The organism is Streptomyces daqingensis (genome assembly GCF_014645895.1).
GTDB classification, from domain to species: domain Bacteria; phylum Actinomycetota; class Actinomycetes; order Streptomycetales; family Streptomycetaceae; genus Streptomyces; species Streptomyces daqingensis.
On sequence record NZ_BMMP01000001.1, the window covers coordinates 235,636 to 251,088 of the forward strand.

At 72.6% G+C, this 15,453-nt stretch carries 12 protein-coding genes; 8 read left to right on the plus strand and 4 right to left on the minus strand.

From position 1 onward, the window contains the following. Positions 1-212: 212 nt before the first annotated feature. The 6 genes from mihF to IEY56_RS01115 all read left to right on the plus strand — a co-directional run bounded on the left by mihF (position 213) and on the right by IEY56_RS01115 (position 6,722). Entirely contained in the window at positions 213-536 is a 324-nt protein-coding gene (gene mihF / locus IEY56_RS01090) for an integration host factor, actinobacterial type (RefSeq protein ID WP_028431629.1), read from the plus strand. Positions 537-619: 83 nt separating this feature from the next. Further along, complete coding sequence (gene gmk / locus IEY56_RS01095; RefSeq protein ID WP_189035117.1) at positions 620-1,216, plus strand: guanylate kinase; 597 nt, start codon at positions 620-622, stop codon at positions 1,214-1,216. A gap of 48 nt (positions 1,217-1,264) precedes the next feature. Further along, positions 1,265-1,540: a DNA-directed RNA polymerase subunit omega gene (gene rpoZ, locus IEY56_RS01100; RefSeq protein ID WP_028431631.1), complete on the plus strand. Its 276-nt coding sequence runs from the start codon at positions 1,265-1,267 to the stop codon at positions 1,538-1,540. A gap of 132 nt (positions 1,541-1,672) precedes the next feature. Continuing rightward, a complete protein-coding gene (coaBC, locus tag IEY56_RS01105) occupies positions 1,673-2,911 on the plus strand; it encodes a bifunctional phosphopantothenoylcysteine decarboxylase/phosphopantothenate--cysteine ligase CoaBC (protein ID WP_189035118.1) in 1,239 nt (412 codons plus the stop codon). Positions 2,912-3,195: 284 nt separating this feature from the next. Beyond that, a complete protein-coding gene (metK, locus tag IEY56_RS01110; protein ID WP_045862252.1) occupies positions 3,196-4,404 on the plus strand; it encodes a methionine adenosyltransferase in 1,209 nt (402 codons plus the stop codon). A gap of 179 nt (positions 4,405-4,583) precedes the next feature. Continuing rightward, a complete protein-coding gene (locus tag IEY56_RS01115) occupies positions 4,584-6,722 on the plus strand; it encodes a primosomal protein N' (RefSeq protein ID WP_189035119.1) in 2,139 nt (712 codons plus the stop codon). Positions 6,723-6,930: 208 nt separating this feature from the next. Here IEY56_RS01115 and IEY56_RS01120 read toward each other — a convergent pair whose 3' ends face one another. Next, a complete protein-coding gene (locus IEY56_RS01120) occupies positions 6,931-7,530 on the minus strand; it encodes a hypothetical protein (protein WP_189035120.1) in 600 nt (199 codons plus the stop codon). Positions 7,531-7,793: 263 nt separating this feature from the next. Between IEY56_RS01120 and fmt the strand changes: the two genes are divergently transcribed. Both fmt and IEY56_RS01130 read left to right on the plus strand, forming a co-directional pair. Next, positions 7,794-8,738: a methionyl-tRNA formyltransferase gene (fmt, locus tag IEY56_RS01125; RefSeq protein ID WP_189035121.1), complete on the plus strand. Its 945-nt coding sequence runs from the start codon at positions 7,794-7,796 to the stop codon at positions 8,736-8,738. A 168-nt stretch (positions 8,739-8,906) separates the two neighbouring features. Further along, positions 8,907-10,364 carry an RsmB/NOP family class I SAM-dependent RNA methyltransferase gene (locus IEY56_RS01130; protein ID WP_189035122.1) on the plus strand — a complete coding sequence of 486 codons (1,458 nt, stop codon included), beginning with the start codon at positions 8,907-8,909 and terminating at the stop codon, positions 10,362-10,364. 58 nt (positions 10,365-10,422) lie between these two features. On the opposite strand, the gene IEY56_RS01135 is transcribed toward IEY56_RS01130, so the two are convergent. Genes IEY56_RS01135 through IEY56_RS01145 form a run of 3 tightly spaced genes read right to left on the minus strand, consistent with a single transcriptional unit; the run spans position 10,423 to position 15,415 of the window. After that, positions 10,423-11,232: an enoyl-CoA hydratase gene (locus IEY56_RS01135; RefSeq protein ID WP_189035123.1), complete on the minus strand. Its 810-nt coding sequence runs from the start codon at positions 11,230-11,232 to the stop codon at positions 10,423-10,425. After that, on the minus strand, positions 11,229-12,392 hold the full coding sequence (locus IEY56_RS01140) for a CaiB/BaiF CoA transferase family protein (RefSeq protein WP_229711441.1): 1,164 nt from the start codon (positions 12,390-12,392) through the stop codon (positions 11,229-11,231). Before IEY56_RS01140 ends, IEY56_RS01135 begins: the two co-directional genes overlap by 4 nt. Then, positions 12,389-15,415, minus strand: coding sequence for an FAD-binding and (Fe-S)-binding domain-containing protein (locus IEY56_RS01145; protein ID WP_189035124.1), 3,027 nt, complete (start codon positions 15,413-15,415; stop codon positions 12,389-12,391). The genes IEY56_RS01140 and IEY56_RS01145 overlap by 4 nt, the downstream gene beginning before the upstream one ends. Between the last annotated feature and the right edge of the window lie 38 nt (positions 15,416-15,453).

Below are 15,453 nucleotides of genomic sequence, written 5' to 3' on the forward strand. Positions count from 1 at the left end.
CGAGAACTGGGGGTATTTGTCCATTAATGTACCGATCGACTTGAGTCTGACCAGGACTTTTCCGCAGTTCTCGCTGACTCAGGCGCCACAGGCCGCTAGTCTCCGTCGGGAGCAGCGCGAACAGGCGCGTTGCTCGTTGCCCCGTGCTGGCGGGGCTATGAGAAAGCTCCTCACGAATCCATTCCGACAGTTCTAACTGAGGTGACGTAGGCGTGGCTCTTCCGCCCCTTACCCCTGAACAGCGCGCAGCCGCGCTCGAAAAGGCCGCCGCGGCTCGCCGGGAGCGCGCCGAGGTCAAGAACCGGCTGAAGCACTCCGGCGCGACCCTGCACGACGTGATCAAGCAGGGCCAGGAGAACGACGTCATCGGCAAGATGAAGGTCAGTGCTCTCCTGGAAAGCCTCCCGGGCGTCGGCAAGGTCCGCGCCAAGCAGATCATGGAGCGTCTCGGGATCTCCGAGAGCCGCCGAGTGCGCGGCCTGGGCTCCAACCAGATCGCCGCTCTGGAGCGGGAGTTCGGCGGAGCCTCCGCCTGATCGCCCCGTGACGAGGACGCCGCGGGCCACGGCCTGCGGCGTCCTGGTGGCAAGGCACTGCTCCGAACCGGGATAATCACTGCATGAGTTCTGCAGTTCCCCGGGGGGACACCCCGGAACCTCCCGCCGGCAAGCCTCGGCTGACCGTGCTCTCCGGCCCTTCAGGGGTCGGGAAGAGCACGGTCGTCGCACATCTGCGCAAGGCCCATCCGGATGTCTGGCTGTCCGTGTCCGCGACGACGCGCAGGCCGCGCCCCGGTGAGAAGCACGGCGTGCAGTACTTCTTCGTCAGCGACGACGAGTTCGACAAACTCGTCGCGAACGGGGAACTGCTGGAGTGGGCCGAATTCGCGGGAAACCGGTACGGCACCCCCCGCGCCGCCGTTCTCGAGCATCTGGAACGGGGCGAACCCGTCCTTCTCGAGATCGACCTCCAGGGCGCCAGGCTCGTACGGAAGGCCATGCCCTCCGCCCGGCTCGTATTCCTCGCCCCGCCCAGCTGGGAGGAGCTCGTCCGCCGCCTGACCGGCAGGGGGACGGAGCCCCCCGAGGTCATCGAGCGGCGGCTGGCGGCGGCCCGTACGGAGCTGGCGGCCGAAGAGGAATTCGACACCACCCTCGTCAATACCTCGGTCGAGGACGTCAGCGCCGAGCTGCTAGCCTTGATGCGGATCGCTTGATTCTCGATCTCTTTCTGAACTTCACCACACCCCTCCGGAAGGCAGAGCGTGTCCTCTTCCATCTCCACGCCCGAGGGCATCATCAATCCGCCCATTGATGAGCTGCTCGAAGCCACCGACTCGAAGTACAGCCTCGTGATCTACGCCGCCAAGCGTGCGCGCCAGATCAACGCGTACTACTCGCAGCTCGGTGAGGGTCTCCTCGAGTACGTGGGCCCCCTCGTGGACACCCACGTCCACGAGAAGCCGCTCTCGATCGCGCTCCGCGAGATCAACGCCGGCCTGCTGACCTCCGAGGCCGTCGACGTCCCGGTGACGCAGTAGGCACCGGCAGGAACCACCTCCACGGGCCCGGCAGCCGCGCTGCCGGGCCCGTGGTGTGTCATGTGTAGGTGGTAGGCAGCCCGCCTGACGCCCGTCAGGCACCGTCGGGCACCGCATGGGGAGAGGTCGGCGATGGAGCAGCGCCAGCACGGCAGTCCGCAGGAGAGCAGGCCGCGGGTCGTACTCGGAGTCAGCGGCGGCATCGCCGCCTACAAGGCGTGCGAGCTGCTGCGGCGGCTGACGGAGAGCGGGCACGATACGCAGGTCGTGCCGACGGCCTCCGCGCTGCGCTTCGTCGGGGAGGCCACGTTCTCGGCGCTCTCGGGCCGTCCCGTGAGCACCGACGTGTGGGAGTCGGTGCACGAGGTGCCCCACGTGCGCATCGGGCAGAGCGCCGACCTGGTCGTGGTCGCGCCCGCGACGGCCGACATCCTCGCGAAGGCCGCCCACGGCCTCGCCGACGACCTGCTGACGAACACCCTGCTCACCGCGCGGTGTCCGGTCGTCTTCGCCCCCGCCATGCATACCGAGATGTGGGAGCACCCGGCCACGCAGGAGAACGTCGCCACGCTGCGCCGCCGGGGCTGCCTCGTCATCGAGCCCGCGGTGGGACGGCTGACGGGAGCGGACACGGGCAAGGGGCGCTTCCCGGAGCCGGAGGCGGTCTTCGAGTTCTGCCGCGGGGTGCTCGCGCGCGGTACGGCCGCGGAGCGGACGGACCTCACGGGCCGGCACGTGGTCGTCAGCGCGGGCGGCACGCGCGAACCCCTCGATCCGGTGCGTTTCCTGGGCAACCGCTCGTCGGGGAAGCAGGGCTTCGCCCTGGCTCGTACCGCCGCCGCGCGCGGCGCCCGCGTCACCCTGGTCGCGGCGAACAGCGAGCTTCCCGGCCCGGCCGGCGTCGACGTGGTCCGGGTGGGGACGGCCGCACAGCTCCGTGAGGCGGTGCTGGAGGCGGCCGCCGACGCGGACGCCGTCGTGATGGCGGCAGCGGTCGCGGACTTCCGTCCGGCGGCCTACGCCGAAGGCAAGATCAAGAAGCGGAAGGACGCGGAGCCCGAGCCCCTGGAGCTGGTGCGCAATCCGGACATCCTCGCCGAGCTGTCCACCGACAGGGCCCGCGCCGGCCAGATCGTCGTCGGCTTCGCGGCCGAGACCGACGACGTCCTCGCCAACGGCCGGGCCAAGCTGGCCCGCAAGCGCTGCGACCTGCTCGTCGTCAACGAGGTGGGGGAGGGCAAGACGTTCGGGGCGGAGGAGAACGAGGCCGTCGTCCTGGGTGCGGACGGAAGTGAGACGGCGGTTCCGTACGGACCGAAGGACGTCCTCTCCGACAAGGTCTGGGACCTGGTGGCCCTGCGCTTCCCCTGACCGTTTCGCCCTTTTCGCCCGTCCGTCGCAAGCGAGCGGAATCAGTCCGTCCGCGGGATCCGTTATGTCTGTGATGGCGTGATATGACGCACACTCCGCAGGCCCGTCAAGAGCGCACCGCATCTCCTGGTGGATGAGCTTGCGCAGGTCATGGCCTGTATCGAAGTTCGGGACTACGTGATTGGATACGGCTCCAGATGGATAAACTGGCGGCGGACCGTGCTTGGGCCCCCGACCGGTCCGCCCATTGATAGCCAGCAGCCGCTGCAACCCCAGGGAGCGATGTGTCCCGCCGTCTGTTCACCTCGGAATCCGTGACCGAGGGTCACCCTGACAAGATTGCTGACCAGATCAGCGACACCATCCTCGACGCGCTGCTCAAGGAAGACCCGCACTCGCGGGTCGCCGTCGAGACTCTGATCACCACCGGGCTCGTGCACGTCGCCGGTGAAGTGACCACCAAGGCCTACGCACCCATCTCGTCGCTCGTGCGCAACAAGATCCTCGAGATCGGCTACGACTCGTCGAAGAAGGGCTTCGACGGCGCCTCCTGCGGCGTCTCGGAGTCGATCGGCGCGCAGTCCCCCGACATCGCGCAGGGCGTCGACACCGCGTACGAGAACCGCGTCGAGGGCGACGACGACGAGCTGGACAAGCAGGGCGCCGGCGACCAGGGCCTGATGTTCGGCTACGCCTGCGACGAGACCGCCGAGTACATGCCGCTTCCCGTCCAGCTGGCTCACCGCCTCTCGGAGCGCCTCTCCGACGTGCGGAAGAACGGCACCATCCCCTACCTGCGCCCGGACGGCAAGACGCAGGTGACGATCGAGTACGACGGCGACAAGGCCGTCCGCCTCGACACCGTCGTGGTCTCCTCGCAGCACGCCGCGGACATCGACCTGGACTCGCTGCTCGCCCCCGACATCCGCGAGTACGTCGTCGAACCGGAGCTCAAGCGCCTCGTCGAGGACGGCGTCAAGCTGGACACCGCCGGCTACCGGCTTCTGGTCAACCCCACCGGCCGCTTCGAGATCGGCGGCCCGATGGGCGACGCGGGCCTGACCGGCCGGAAGATCATCGTCGACACCTACGGCGGCATGGCCCGCCACGGCGGCGGCGCTTTCTCCGGCAAGGACCCGTCCAAGGTCGACCGCTCGGCGGCGTACGCGATGCGCTGGGTCGCCAAGAACGTCGTCGCGGCAGAGCTGGCCACGCGCTGCGAGGTCCAGGTCGCCTACGCGATCGGCAAGGCCGAGCCCGTCGGTGTCTTCGTGGAGACCTTCGGCACCGCCACCGTCGACGTCGAGAAGATCGAGCAGGCGATCAGCGAGGTCTTCGACCTCCGCCCCGCCGCGATCATCCGCGACCTCGACCTGCTCCGCCCGATCTACGCCCAGACCGCGGCCTACGGCCACTTCGGCCGTGAACTCCCCGACTTCACCTGGGAGCGCACGGACCGCGTCGACGCGCTGCGCAAGGCCGCGGGGCTGTAACTACCGCTTGTCGGCGGGCGTTTGAGGCGTCCACGGCCCGCAGGGCCCGGTCGTTCCGCGTCACGCGGGGCGGCCGGGCCCTGCGCGTGCCAGGGTGCTTGCCGTAAGCCGTGTGGGGAGTGTCCTCCGGGCCGGTGGGGCCCCGCTGGTGTCCGCGCCGTCTGCTAAGACTGAAAGCTGTGAGCAGCGATGACGAGCAGCGGGGGACCTCCGGGGAGGCGCCGGAGCAGCTTGCGCTGCTGCGCGAGACCGTGCGGAAGAGCAAGCCGCCGAAGGCGAAGCCGAGGACGTGGCGCGGGGCGGCGCTCGCCGGGGAACTGCCGGTAGCCCGCGTCCTGGTGGACAAAGGGCTGGTCCACCTGGACAGGTACTTCGACTACGCGGTTCCCGCCGCCATGGACGCCGAGGCCCAGCCGGGGGCCCGGGTGCGGGTGCGCTTCGGCGCGGGGGAGCGCGAGGGCCGGCGCGAGGGCGGCGGGCTGATCAACGGGTTCATCGTCGAACGCGTCGCGCAGAGCGACTATCCGGGTGCTCTGGCCCCGATCGCGCAGGTGCTCTCCCCGGAGCCTGTGCTCTCTCCGGAGTTGCTGCGGCTGTGCCGGGCGGTGGCCGACCGGTACGCGGGGTCGCTCGCCGACGTGGTGCAGCTTGCCGTGCCGCCGCGGATGGCGAGGGCCGAGAAGCGGGCCTCGCCCGAGGCCCAGCCGCCGCCGTCAGCACCTCAGCCCGGCGGCTGGGAGCGGTACGTCGACGGGCCCGCCTACCTGGAGAGGCTCGCCGAGGGCGGCAGCCCCCGCGCCGTATGGACGGCGCTGCCCGGCCCGGAGTGGCCGCAGGAGCTGGCCCGGGCCCTCGCCGCCGCGCTCGCCTCCGGACGCGGCGCCCTCGCGGTGCTGCCGGACGGCCGTGCGGCGGGACGGGTCGACGCCGCGCTAGCGGAGCTGATCGGTGACGGGCGGCACGTCCTGCTGACCGCCGAGTCCGGCCCCGAGCAGCGCTACGCCCGCTGGCTGGCGGTGAGCCGCGGCGCCGTGCGGGCGGTGGTGGGGACGCGCGCGGCGATGTTCGCTCCGGTGCGCGATCTCGGCCTGGCGGCCCTGTGGGACGACGGGGACGCGGCGCACAGCGACGACCACGCGCCGCAGCCGCACGCCCGGGAGGTGCTGCTGCAGCGCGCCGTCACCGAGCAGGCGGGTTTCCTGGCGGGCGGCCACGGGTGCACCGTCGAGGCGGCGCAGCTGGTGGAGACCGGCTGGGCGCGGCCGCTGACGGCGTCCCGCGAGACCGTGCGGGAGACGGCCCCCCTGATCCGTACGGTCGGCGACCTCGACGAGGCCCGCGATGCGGCGGCCCGCACCGCCCGGCTGCCGACGCTCGCATGGAACACGGCCCGGGACGCTTTGAGCCGGGGGCCCGTCCTGGTGCAGGTGCCACGGCGCGGTTACGTCCCGCGGCTCGCGTGCGCGCAGTGCCGGGCGCCCGCGCGCTGTGCCCGGTGCTCCGGCCCGCTGGAGGCCACCGACGACCGGGGGAGCCTCCGGTGCGGCTGGTGTGCGCTCGAGGTTCCGGACTGGCACTGCCCCGACTGCGGCGGGACGCGGCTGCGCGGGCAGGTCTTCGGCGCCCGGCGGACCGCGGAGGAGCTGGGACGCGCCTTTCCGTCCGTCCCGGTGCGCACCTCGGGCCGCGATCATGTCCTTGAGAGCGTGCCGGACGCGCCCGCGCTCATCGTCTCGACTCCCGGCGCCGAGCCTCCCGCGGACGGCCCCGGCTATGCGGCCGCGCTGCTGCTCGACGGCTGGGCGCTGCTGGGCCGGCCTGATCTGCGTGCCGGTGAGGAGGCGCTGCGCCGCTGGCTGTCCGCTTCCGCGCTGGTACGGCCCCAGGGGGAGGACGGCACGGTCCTCGTCGTTGCCGAGCCGACTCTGCGCCCTGTGCAGGCGCTCGTGCGCTGGGACCCGTCCGGGTTCGCGCTGCGGGAGCTGTCGGAGCGGGCGGAGCTGGGGTTTCCGCCGGTCTCGCGGATGGCCGCCGTCAGCGGGCGGGCGGAGGCGGTCGCCGAGCTGCTGGGTCAGGCCGGGCTGCCGGCGGACGCGGAGGTGCTGGGCCCTGTGGGGCTTCCCGTCGTCGAACCCGGACGGCCCCGGCGTCCCGGCGATCCGCCTGTGGGGGAGCGGTGGGTGAGGGCGCTGGTGCGGGTGCCGCCGGGGTCGGGTGCGGCGATGGCGGCGGCGCTGAAGACGGCGCACGCTGCCCGCCTTGCGCGGCGCGAGGGGACCCCCGTTCAGATCCGCGTCGATCCGCCCGACATCGGCTGACGAGTGCGGTCCCACCGCTGCTGCCGACTGCCCCGCGCGGAGCGGCAGTCGACGGGGTATGCCGGTCAAGTGCGTGGTGAGCGGGGGCCGGACGGGACTCCGTTCGTGCCGGCGGTGTGATGAGCCGGCAATCCGTACGGGCTGCGGACGTCGCACCGCCCGGTGCGTGCGGCGCGCACCGGGCGGTGGGGCAACGGCCGAGGAGGAGTCAGCCGTTGCGAGGGCCGGGGAATGCCCCCGGTCTGTGGTCACGTGAGGGCTGCCCGGGAACGGGCGGCCGTGACGGGGTGAGCGCGGTGCCCTGGACGGTGCCGGTCTGTGCGGACGCGGCAGGCGCGGCGGCCGGCAGGGCCGGACCCGACGGGCCGTTCCCTGCCGCTGCGGGGAGGGCGGGCGCTGCCGGCGCCGAATCGGACGGGAAGTCGGACTGCCCGCCGGCGTCCGCCAGTTCGCGGGACGCGTTGCGCCGCGAACCGTAACGACGGTGCACGGCCTGCTTGGTGACGCCGAGCGCGGAGCCGACGGCGTCCCAGGAGAAGCCCAGCGACCTGTCGAAGTCCACCGCGGCGGTGACCAGGGTCTCCACGCTGTCCCGCAGTTCCTGTGCCAGCCGCACGGTGGGTGCGGGCGCGCGCCCGTAGACGACGAAGCCCGCTGACGGGGCGGAGCGTCGCGGTCGGTAGACGTTGCCGAGCTGGGCGGTGAGGGTGCGCAGCGCGTCCACCTGGCGGCGGACCCGCTCGATGTCCCGCACCAGCAGGTGCAGGCTCGCCCTGGCCTGGGCGTCGTGGGTTGCGTGGTCGGCCATTGAAGAAGCCTCTCGAAACCGTTGTGCAGCGGATACGGAGCCGCGAACGGCTCGTTTCGGTCAATCTGGTTTGACCAACGCGATAGGGGCGTTCGGGTCACGCCCGGAGGCGTGCCGACGGTCGGCGCGGGTGTGCGCGCCTCTACGTACGCCCCCTCGGGTGGCGCAACGGAACACCAAGTGCGGCCCGTAGACTGGCGCGTCGTCCATGACCGCGGGTTCCGCGGTGCCGCCGCCGTTCCGTGAGAGGTGGACCCCAACCGATGAAGCTCGTCTTCGCCGGCACCCCCGAGGTCGCCGTGCCCGCGCTCGACGCCCTGATCGCCTCGGAGCGGCACGAGGTGGCGGCCGTGGTGACGCGCCCCGACGCCCGTGCCGGACGGGGACGGCGGCTGGTGCCGAGCCCCGTGGCGCAGCGCGCCGAGGAGGAGGGCATCGAGGTACTCAAGCCCGCACGCCCCCGCGACGAGGACTTCCTCGCCCGCCTCCGCGAGATCGGGCCCGACTGCGCTCCCGTCGTCGCCTACGGCGCGCTGCTGCCCCGGGTCGCCCTGGACGTGCCGGCGCGCGGTTGGGTCAATCTGCACTTCTCCCTGCTGCCCGCCTGGCGCGGTGCGGCACCCGTCCAGCACGCCCTGCTGGCGGGGGACGAGATGACGGGCGCGTCCACGTTCCTCATCGAGGAGGGCCTGGACTCCGGGCCGGTCTACGGCGTGATCACGGAGAAGGTGCAGCCCACCGACACCAGCGGCGACCTGCTGACCCGGCTCGCGTTCGCGGGCGCCGGACTGCTCGCCGCCACGATGGACGGCATCGAGGACGGCACCCTCCGCGCCGTGCCGCAGCCCGAGGAGGGCGTCTCGCTCGCTCCGAAGATCGGCGTCGAGGACGCGCGGATCGACTGGGAGGCCCCGGCCCTGCGCGTCGACCGGCTCGTGCGGGCGTGCACCCCCGCTCCCGGTGCCTGGACGGTCTTCCGCGGCGAGCGGCTGAAGGTGCGGTCCCTGACGCCCGAGACCGGGCAGCCGTCCGGGGGCGGCGGCCTCGGCCCGGGGGAGCTGGCCGCCGGGAAGAACTCCGTTCTGGTGGGCACCGGTTCGCATCCGGTGGAGCTGCAGTGGGTGCAGCCGCAGGGCAAGAAGCCGATGCCCGCGGCCGACTGGGCGCGCGGCGTGCGAGTGGCCGAGAGCGAGCGGCTGGGCGTGTAGGGGGGAGGCGGCGGTCCGGTCCTGCCCCTGGCCTTCCGGCCCCTCGTCTGCCCGTTCCTGCCACCGGTCCCGGCCCTGCTCGTGTGCCGCCGCCCGTGACGCGGCGTCCGGCCACCGGCGTAGGCTGAACGGGCACCTCGTCATCGCAGATCCGGAGCACCTTTCCCCGTGAGCAACAGGCCGCGCCGCCCGTCGAAGCCCTACCGCCGTCCCCGCAAGGACCCGGTCCGCATCCTCGCCTTCGAGGCGCTGCGCGCCGTCGACGAGCGCGACGCGTACGCGAACCTCGTGCTGCCTCCGCTTCTGCGGAAGGCCCGCGACAAGGGCGACTTCGACTCCCGGGACGCGGCCCTGGCCACCGAGCTGGTCTACGGAACGCTGCGCTGGCAGGGCACCTACGACGCGATTGTCGCCGAGTGCGTGGACCGTCCGCTGCGCGAGGTCGACCCGCCCGTGCTCGACGTGCTCTCTCTCGGCGTGCACCAGCTGCTGAACACCCGCATCCCCACCCATGCGGGAGTGAGCGCCACCGTCGAACTGGCCCGTGTCGTACTGGGGGACGGGCGTGCGAAGTTCGTCAACGCGGTGCTCCGCAAGGTCGCCGCGGACGACCTGGAGGGCTGGCTGGAGAGGGTGACGCCTTCGTACGACGAGGACCCGGAGGAGCACCTGGGAATCCGTCACGCGCATCCGCGCTGGGTGGTCTCCGCGCTCTGGGACTCCCTCGGCGGCGGCAGCAACGGCATGGAGGACCTGCTGGCCGCGGACAACGACAGGCCGGAGGTGACCCTGGTGGCCCGTCCGGGCCGTGCCACCACGGAGGAGCTGCTCACCGGCGATGCCGTCCCCGGCCGCTGGTCGCCCTACGCGGTGCGGCTCGCGGAGGGCGGCGAACCCGGTGCGATCGACGCCGTGCGCGAGGGGCGGGCCGGCGTGCAGGACGAGGGGAGCCAGCTCGTCGCGCTGGCGCTCGCCGGCGCACCGCTGGAGCCTCCCGCCGAGGACGGCGCGAGCGCGTCCGGCGAGGAGCGGGACGGGAGCGGCCGGGGCGAGCGGTGGCTGGACGGCTGCGCCGGGCCCGGGGGCAAGGCCGCGCTGCTCGGGGCCCTCGCCGCGCAGCGCGGCGCCGTGCTCCTCGCCGCGGAGAAGCAGCAGCACCGTGCGGGCCTCGTGGCCCGCTCCCTGGACGGCAACCCGGGCCCGTACGCGGTGGTCACCGCGGACGCGACGCGTCCCGCGTGGCGGCCGGGCTCCTTCGACCGCGTCCTGGTCGACGTGCCCTGCACGGGGCTGGGTGCGCTGCGCCGGCGCCCCGAGGCGCGCTGGCGCCGCAGCCCCGAGGACGTGACCGGCTTCGCGCCTCTCCAGCGCGACCTGCTGCGGCAGGCCCTGAACTCGGTGCGCGTGGGCGGGGTCGTCTGCTACGCCACCTGCTCACCGCACCTCGCGGAGACCCGGGCCGTCGTCGGGGACCTGGTCAAGGAGACGGGCGCCGAACAGATCGACGTCAGGCCGCTGCTGCCCGAGATGCCCCACCTGGGCGACGGACCGGACGTGCAGCTGTGGCCCCATCTCCACGGGACCGACGCGATGTACATGGCGCTGCTGCGCCGTACCCCTTCCTGAGCGGGACGAGGGCCTGGACGAGGGTCTGCACAAGCGCTTCCCGGGACCGCGTCCCGTGTCAGTTCCCCTGCCAGTCGGGGGTGCGCTTGTCGAGGAACGCGGTCACGCCCTCGCGGAAGTCGCGGCTCCCGTAGCAGAGTTCGTACAGGTCGTCGGCGGGGCCGGGGGCCGAGGCGGCCAGCACCCGCCGGTCGGCCTCCTTCAGCGCGGCGAGCGTGAGGGGCGCTCCGCGGGCGATGCCGGCGCACGTCGCGGCGATGCGCTCGTCGAACTCCTCACGTTCCACGACCTCCTGGACGAAGCCGGCCGTCAGCGCCTCCTGCGCGCCGATCAGTTCGGCGGTGAGCAGCGCCCGCAGCGTGCGGGCCCTGCCGAGCGAGGCGTAGAGACGCGCGACGACGGCCGGTGCGAGGCAGTTGCCGAGCGTGCGGGCGATGGGTGCGCCGAACACCGCGTCCGGCGTGCACAGTACGAGGTCGCAGCAGGCGGACAGGGCGATGCCGGCGCCCACCGCCGGTCCTTCGACGGCGCCGACGACCGGCATGCGCACCGAGGCGAGACGTTCCACGGCCCGCCCCACGCGCTTCTCGTAGGCGACGCCGTCGGCGCCCGACGTGAACCCCCGGAACTCGCGGATGTCGGTGCCCGCTGCGAAGGCGCGGCCGCCGGCGCCGCGCAGCACGGTCACCTGGACCTCCGGGTCGGCGTCGATCTCCTCGCAGGCGAGTTCGAGCTGGTCGTACATGCCCATCGTCAGGGCGTTCCGCTGACGCGGGTTGGAGAGCGTCAGATGCGCCGCGGAGGAACCTGTGCCGGGTACCTCCTGCTTCGTCCAGCGGGCGGACGGCGGATGGACGTCGGTGGTCATGCGTCCCCCAGCAGTTCCTCGTTGTGCTCTCCGAGCAGCGGCGGATGGCGGCGCACGCGGGCCGGGGTGCGGCCCAGTTTGACCGGGAAGCCGAGGACCTGCGCCCTGCCCTCGACGGGGTGCTCGTACTCCTCGACCATGCCGCGTGCCTCGGCGTGCGGGTCGCCTCCGAGGATCTGCCCGTAGTCGAGGATCGGGCCGGCGGGGATGCCCGCGTCCAGGAGCAGCCGTACGCACTGCTCCGTGGTCTCCGTCGCCAGCCGCCCCTCCAGCAGGGCGATCAGCTCGGCCCGGTGCTCCATCCGGTCGGTGTTGGAGGCGAAGCGCTCGTCGCCGGCGAGGTGCTCCAGGCCGAGGGCGTCGCACAGGCGGTGCCACAGTCGCTGGTTGTTGGCGGCGATGGTGACGTGGCCGTCGGCGGTGCGCACCGCCTGGTACGGGGCCGCCATGCGGTGGGCCGAGCCGAGCGGCCGGGGCGTGCGCCCGGAGGCGAAGTACTCCGTCGACTCCCACACCGACATCGCCAGCACCGCCTCGTACAGGGACGTCTCCAGGTACTGGCCCTCGCCGGTGCGCAGCCGGTGGTGGTACGCGCCGAGGATGCCGATCGCGCAGAGCATCCCCGCTCCCAGATCGCCCACGGGCAGACCGCACTTGACGGGGTCGCCGCCGGGCTCGCCGGTGACGCTGAGGGAGCCGGCCATGGCCTGCGCGATCAGGTCGTAGCCGGGCCGGTCCGCGTACGGGCCGTACTGGCCGAACCCGGAGATCGAGGCGTAGACGACGTCCGGCCGGATCCGCCGTGCCGCTTCGTAGCCGACGCCGAGGCGGTCGGCGACACCGGGGCGGAAGTTCTCCACGACGACGTCGGCATCGGAGACGAGCCTGCGGAAGCCCTCCTGCCCGTCGTCCGAGCGCAGATCGAGGGTGACGCTGCGCTTGTTGCGGTTCAGCGCGTGGAAGGCGGGGCTGTCGCGCCCGGGGAGGGGGGTGTCCCAGGAGCGCCGGATCTGGTCGCCGGTGCCGGCGGGCTCGACCTTCACCACGTCCGCGCCGAGGTCGGCGAGGAGCATCGTGCAGTAGGGGCCCGCCATGACCTGGGTGAAGTCCACGACGCGTACGCCTTCGAGCGCCCCGGGCGGGAGGGGGGTGGGGGTCACGTGCGGGCTGCTCCCTCGTCGTCGGCTCCGGCTTCCGTGGCGGGACCGGTCAGCAGCGCCTCCCGCACGAGTTCCACGGGATGCCAGGCGCTGCGCTCGGTGCCGTGGAAGATCTGCTGGCGGCAGGAGACCCCGGTGGCGGCGAGGACGGTCGCGCCGGACTCCGCGGCGATGGCGGGGAAGAGGCGGTCGCCGCCGACCGTCATCGACAGCTCGTAGTGCTCGGACTCGAAGCCGAACGAACCGGCCATGCCGCAGCAGCCCGCGTCCAGTTCGACGACCTCCGCGCCCGGTATCCGCTTCAGCAGCTCCACGGTGGCGGCCGTCCCGACCTCCGCCTTCTGATGGCAGTGGCCGTGGTACAGGATTCTGCGGCCCGCGGGCCAGCTCGCCCCGTCCAGGCGCAGCCTGCCGTCGTCGACCGCCTCGGCGAGCATCTCCTCGACCTGCCGCACCCGTCCGGCCACGTCCTGGACGGCGGGGTCGTCCGGGAGCAGGGCGCGGTGTTCGTCCCGCAGCGTCATCAGGCACGACGGCTCGCAGCCCACGACGGGGGAGCCCGGCTCCCCCGACTCGGCCAGCAGCGACGCCAGGTGCCGTGCCTCGTCCTTGGCCTGCTCGACGAGCCCCTTGGAGAAGGCGGCACGTCCGCAGCAGCCGCGAGTCTCCAACTTCACGTTCCAGCCCGCGAGTTCGAGAAGCTCGATGGCCGCACGGCCGATGCCCGGCTCGGTGTATGTGGTGAAGGAGTCGGCGAGGTAGGTGAGGGTGCCGGGTCCGGACGGGTCCGCACCGGCGGCCGCTGTGGTCGCGTCCCCGGGCGGGACGTGCCGTTCGCGGAACCAGCGCACAAGGTTCCTGCGCGTGAAGCGCGGCAGCGGACGGGCCGGTGTGATGCCCAGCAGGCGGTCCATCAGCAGGCGCACGGGACGGATGCGCCCCGGGAGGTTGGACAGGGGGGCGGTGGCGGAACCGAGCCTGTTGAGACGGCGGATGGAGCCGAAGACCTTCGACCTTCGGGGTATGCCGTGCTGCTCGTGCCGGTGGGAGAGCGCCTCCGCCTTCAACGTCGCCATGTCGACACCGAGGGGGCACTCGCTCTTGCACGCCTTGCACATCAGGCACAGGTCGAGGACCTCGTGCAGCCGCTCGTCGCCCAGCGCCGTGTGCGGATCGGGCTCGGAGAGCGCCTTGACGAGGGCGTTGGCGCGTCCGCGTGTGGAGTCCTCCTCCTTCAGGGTGGCCATGTAGGAGGGGCACATGGTGCCGCTCTCGCTCTTGCGGCACAGCCCGATGTTCATGCAGCGGTCGGCGGCGCCGCGCATCCCGCCGACGACCTCGAACTCCAGCTGGGTGCGCAGCGGTCCGGCGGGCGGCAGCGCGGGGTCGCGGAGGTTGTCGGTCATGGCGGGGGCGTCCACGATCTTGCCGGGGTTGAGACGTCCTTGGGGATCGAAGAGGCCCTTGACCTGGCGCATCGCCTCGTACAGCTCGTCGCCGAAGATCTCGCGGTTGAACTCGCTGCGGGCCAGCCCGTCGCCGTGCTCGCTGGAGTTGACGCCGCCGTACTCCCGCACCAGGTCCTTGACCTCCTCGGCGACCGCCCGCATCGTGGCGACCTGCCCCGGGTCGGCGGCGTCGACGAACGGACGGATGTGCAGGCATCCGACCGAGCAGTGCCCGTAGAAGCCCGCGGAGAGCCCGTGCCGGTCGAGCACCTCCTTGAACCGCCCCGTGTACTCGGCGAGATGGACCGGGTCGACGGCGGTGTCCTCGACGAAGGCCAGCGGGCGGCGCGTCCCCTCACCCGCGGCCATCAGCAGTCCGAGGCTGGACTTGCGGACCTTCAACAGCGAGCTCTGCTGCGCGGGGGTGACGGCCTTGAGGGTGTGGTAGCCGTGGCCGTGGCGCGACCAGAGGGACGTGAGCCTGTCCAGCGCGCCGGTCAGCGCCGCCTCGTCGTCGCCGGTGAAGGAGACGAAGAGCAGCGCCTCGGGGTCGCCTTCGAGGATGCCGCTGAGCGAGGCGTACTCGATCTTGCCGCGGGCCAGGTCGAGGATCTGCCTGTCCATGAGCTCCACGGCGGCCGGGTCGCAGGCCAGGGCGTCCTCGGTGGCCGCGATGGCGCCGGCGACGGACGTGAAGTGCCCTACGGCGATGACGGTACGGGCGGGTTTGGGCACCAGGTCGACGAGCGCGCGCGTGGCCAGCACGAGGGTGCCCTCCGAGCCGACGACGAACTTGGCCAGGTCGAACTGCCGCTCTCCGGGGCCTGCTTGACCGGGGACGGGCAGCCGGTCGAGACGGTAACCGCAGGCGCGGCGCCAGAACTGCGGGAAGCCGGAGGCGATGGCGTCCGCGTTCTCCGCAGCGATCCGGGGGAGTTCGCGGTAGAGCCGCCCCTCCAGCGTCAGCTGCCCGGCGCGCCGCCTGCGTTCGTCCTCGTCCACGGGTGCCAGGTGTGCTTCGCGGCCGTCCGCGAGCACGACGTCGAGTTCCCGTACGTGGTCGATGGTCATGCCGTAGCGGATCGAGCCGCTGCCCGCGGAGTTGTTGCCGATCATCCCGCCGACGGTGGCCCGGTTGCTGGTGGAGGTGTCGGGCCCGAACATCAGGCCGTGCGGCGCGGCCGCCCGGTTGAGCTGGTCCTGCACGACACCCGCCTCCACGAGCGCTGTCCGGCCCTCGGGGTCCAGCTCGACGATGCGGTTCATGTGGCGGGAGAGGTCCAGGACGAGTCCGGGCCCGACGGTCTGCCCGGCGAGGCTCGTCCCCGCGCCCCGCGGGACGACCGGAACGCCGTACTGGCCGGCGATCTCCACCGCTGCCCGTACGTCCCCGGAGTGCCTGGGGAAGAGGACCCCCAGCGGCTTGATCGCGTACATGCTCGCGTCGCGGGAGAACAGGTGGCGCGTGTAGTCGTCGAACTGCACCTCGCCGTCGCACTCCCGGCGGAGCCTGGAGGCCACCTCACGTGCCGGTACGGCCTCCGTCGCCGGGGCGTCGCCGCTCATCGCTGTCATGTGCCGGTGACTCCATGGGGTCGGGGGAGGGTCGGGTC

Excerpts from the sequence above, each read along its gene's own strand:
- gmk (WP_189035117.1), top strand. The coding sequence starts at position 620 with ATGAGTTCTGCAGTTCCCCGGGGGGACACCCCGGAACCTCCCGCCGGC.
- coaBC (WP_189035118.1), top strand. The coding sequence starts at position 1,673 with ATGGAGCAGCGCCAGCACGGCAGTCCGCAGGAGAGCAGGCCGCGGGTC.
- IEY56_RS01120 (WP_189035120.1), bottom strand. The coding sequence starts at position 7,530 with ATGGCCGACCACGCAACCCACGACGCCCAGGCCAGGGCGAGCCTGCAC.
- fmt (WP_189035121.1), top strand. The coding sequence starts at position 7,794 with ATGAAGCTCGTCTTCGCCGGCACCCCCGAGGTCGCCGTGCCCGCGCTC.
- IEY56_RS01135 (WP_189035123.1), bottom strand. The coding sequence starts at position 11,232 with ATGACCACCGACGTCCATCCGCCGTCCGCCCGCTGGACGAAGCAGGAG.
- IEY56_RS01145 (WP_189035124.1), bottom strand. The coding sequence starts at position 15,415 with ATGACAGCGATGAGCGGCGACGCCCCGGCGACGGAGGCCGTACCGGCA.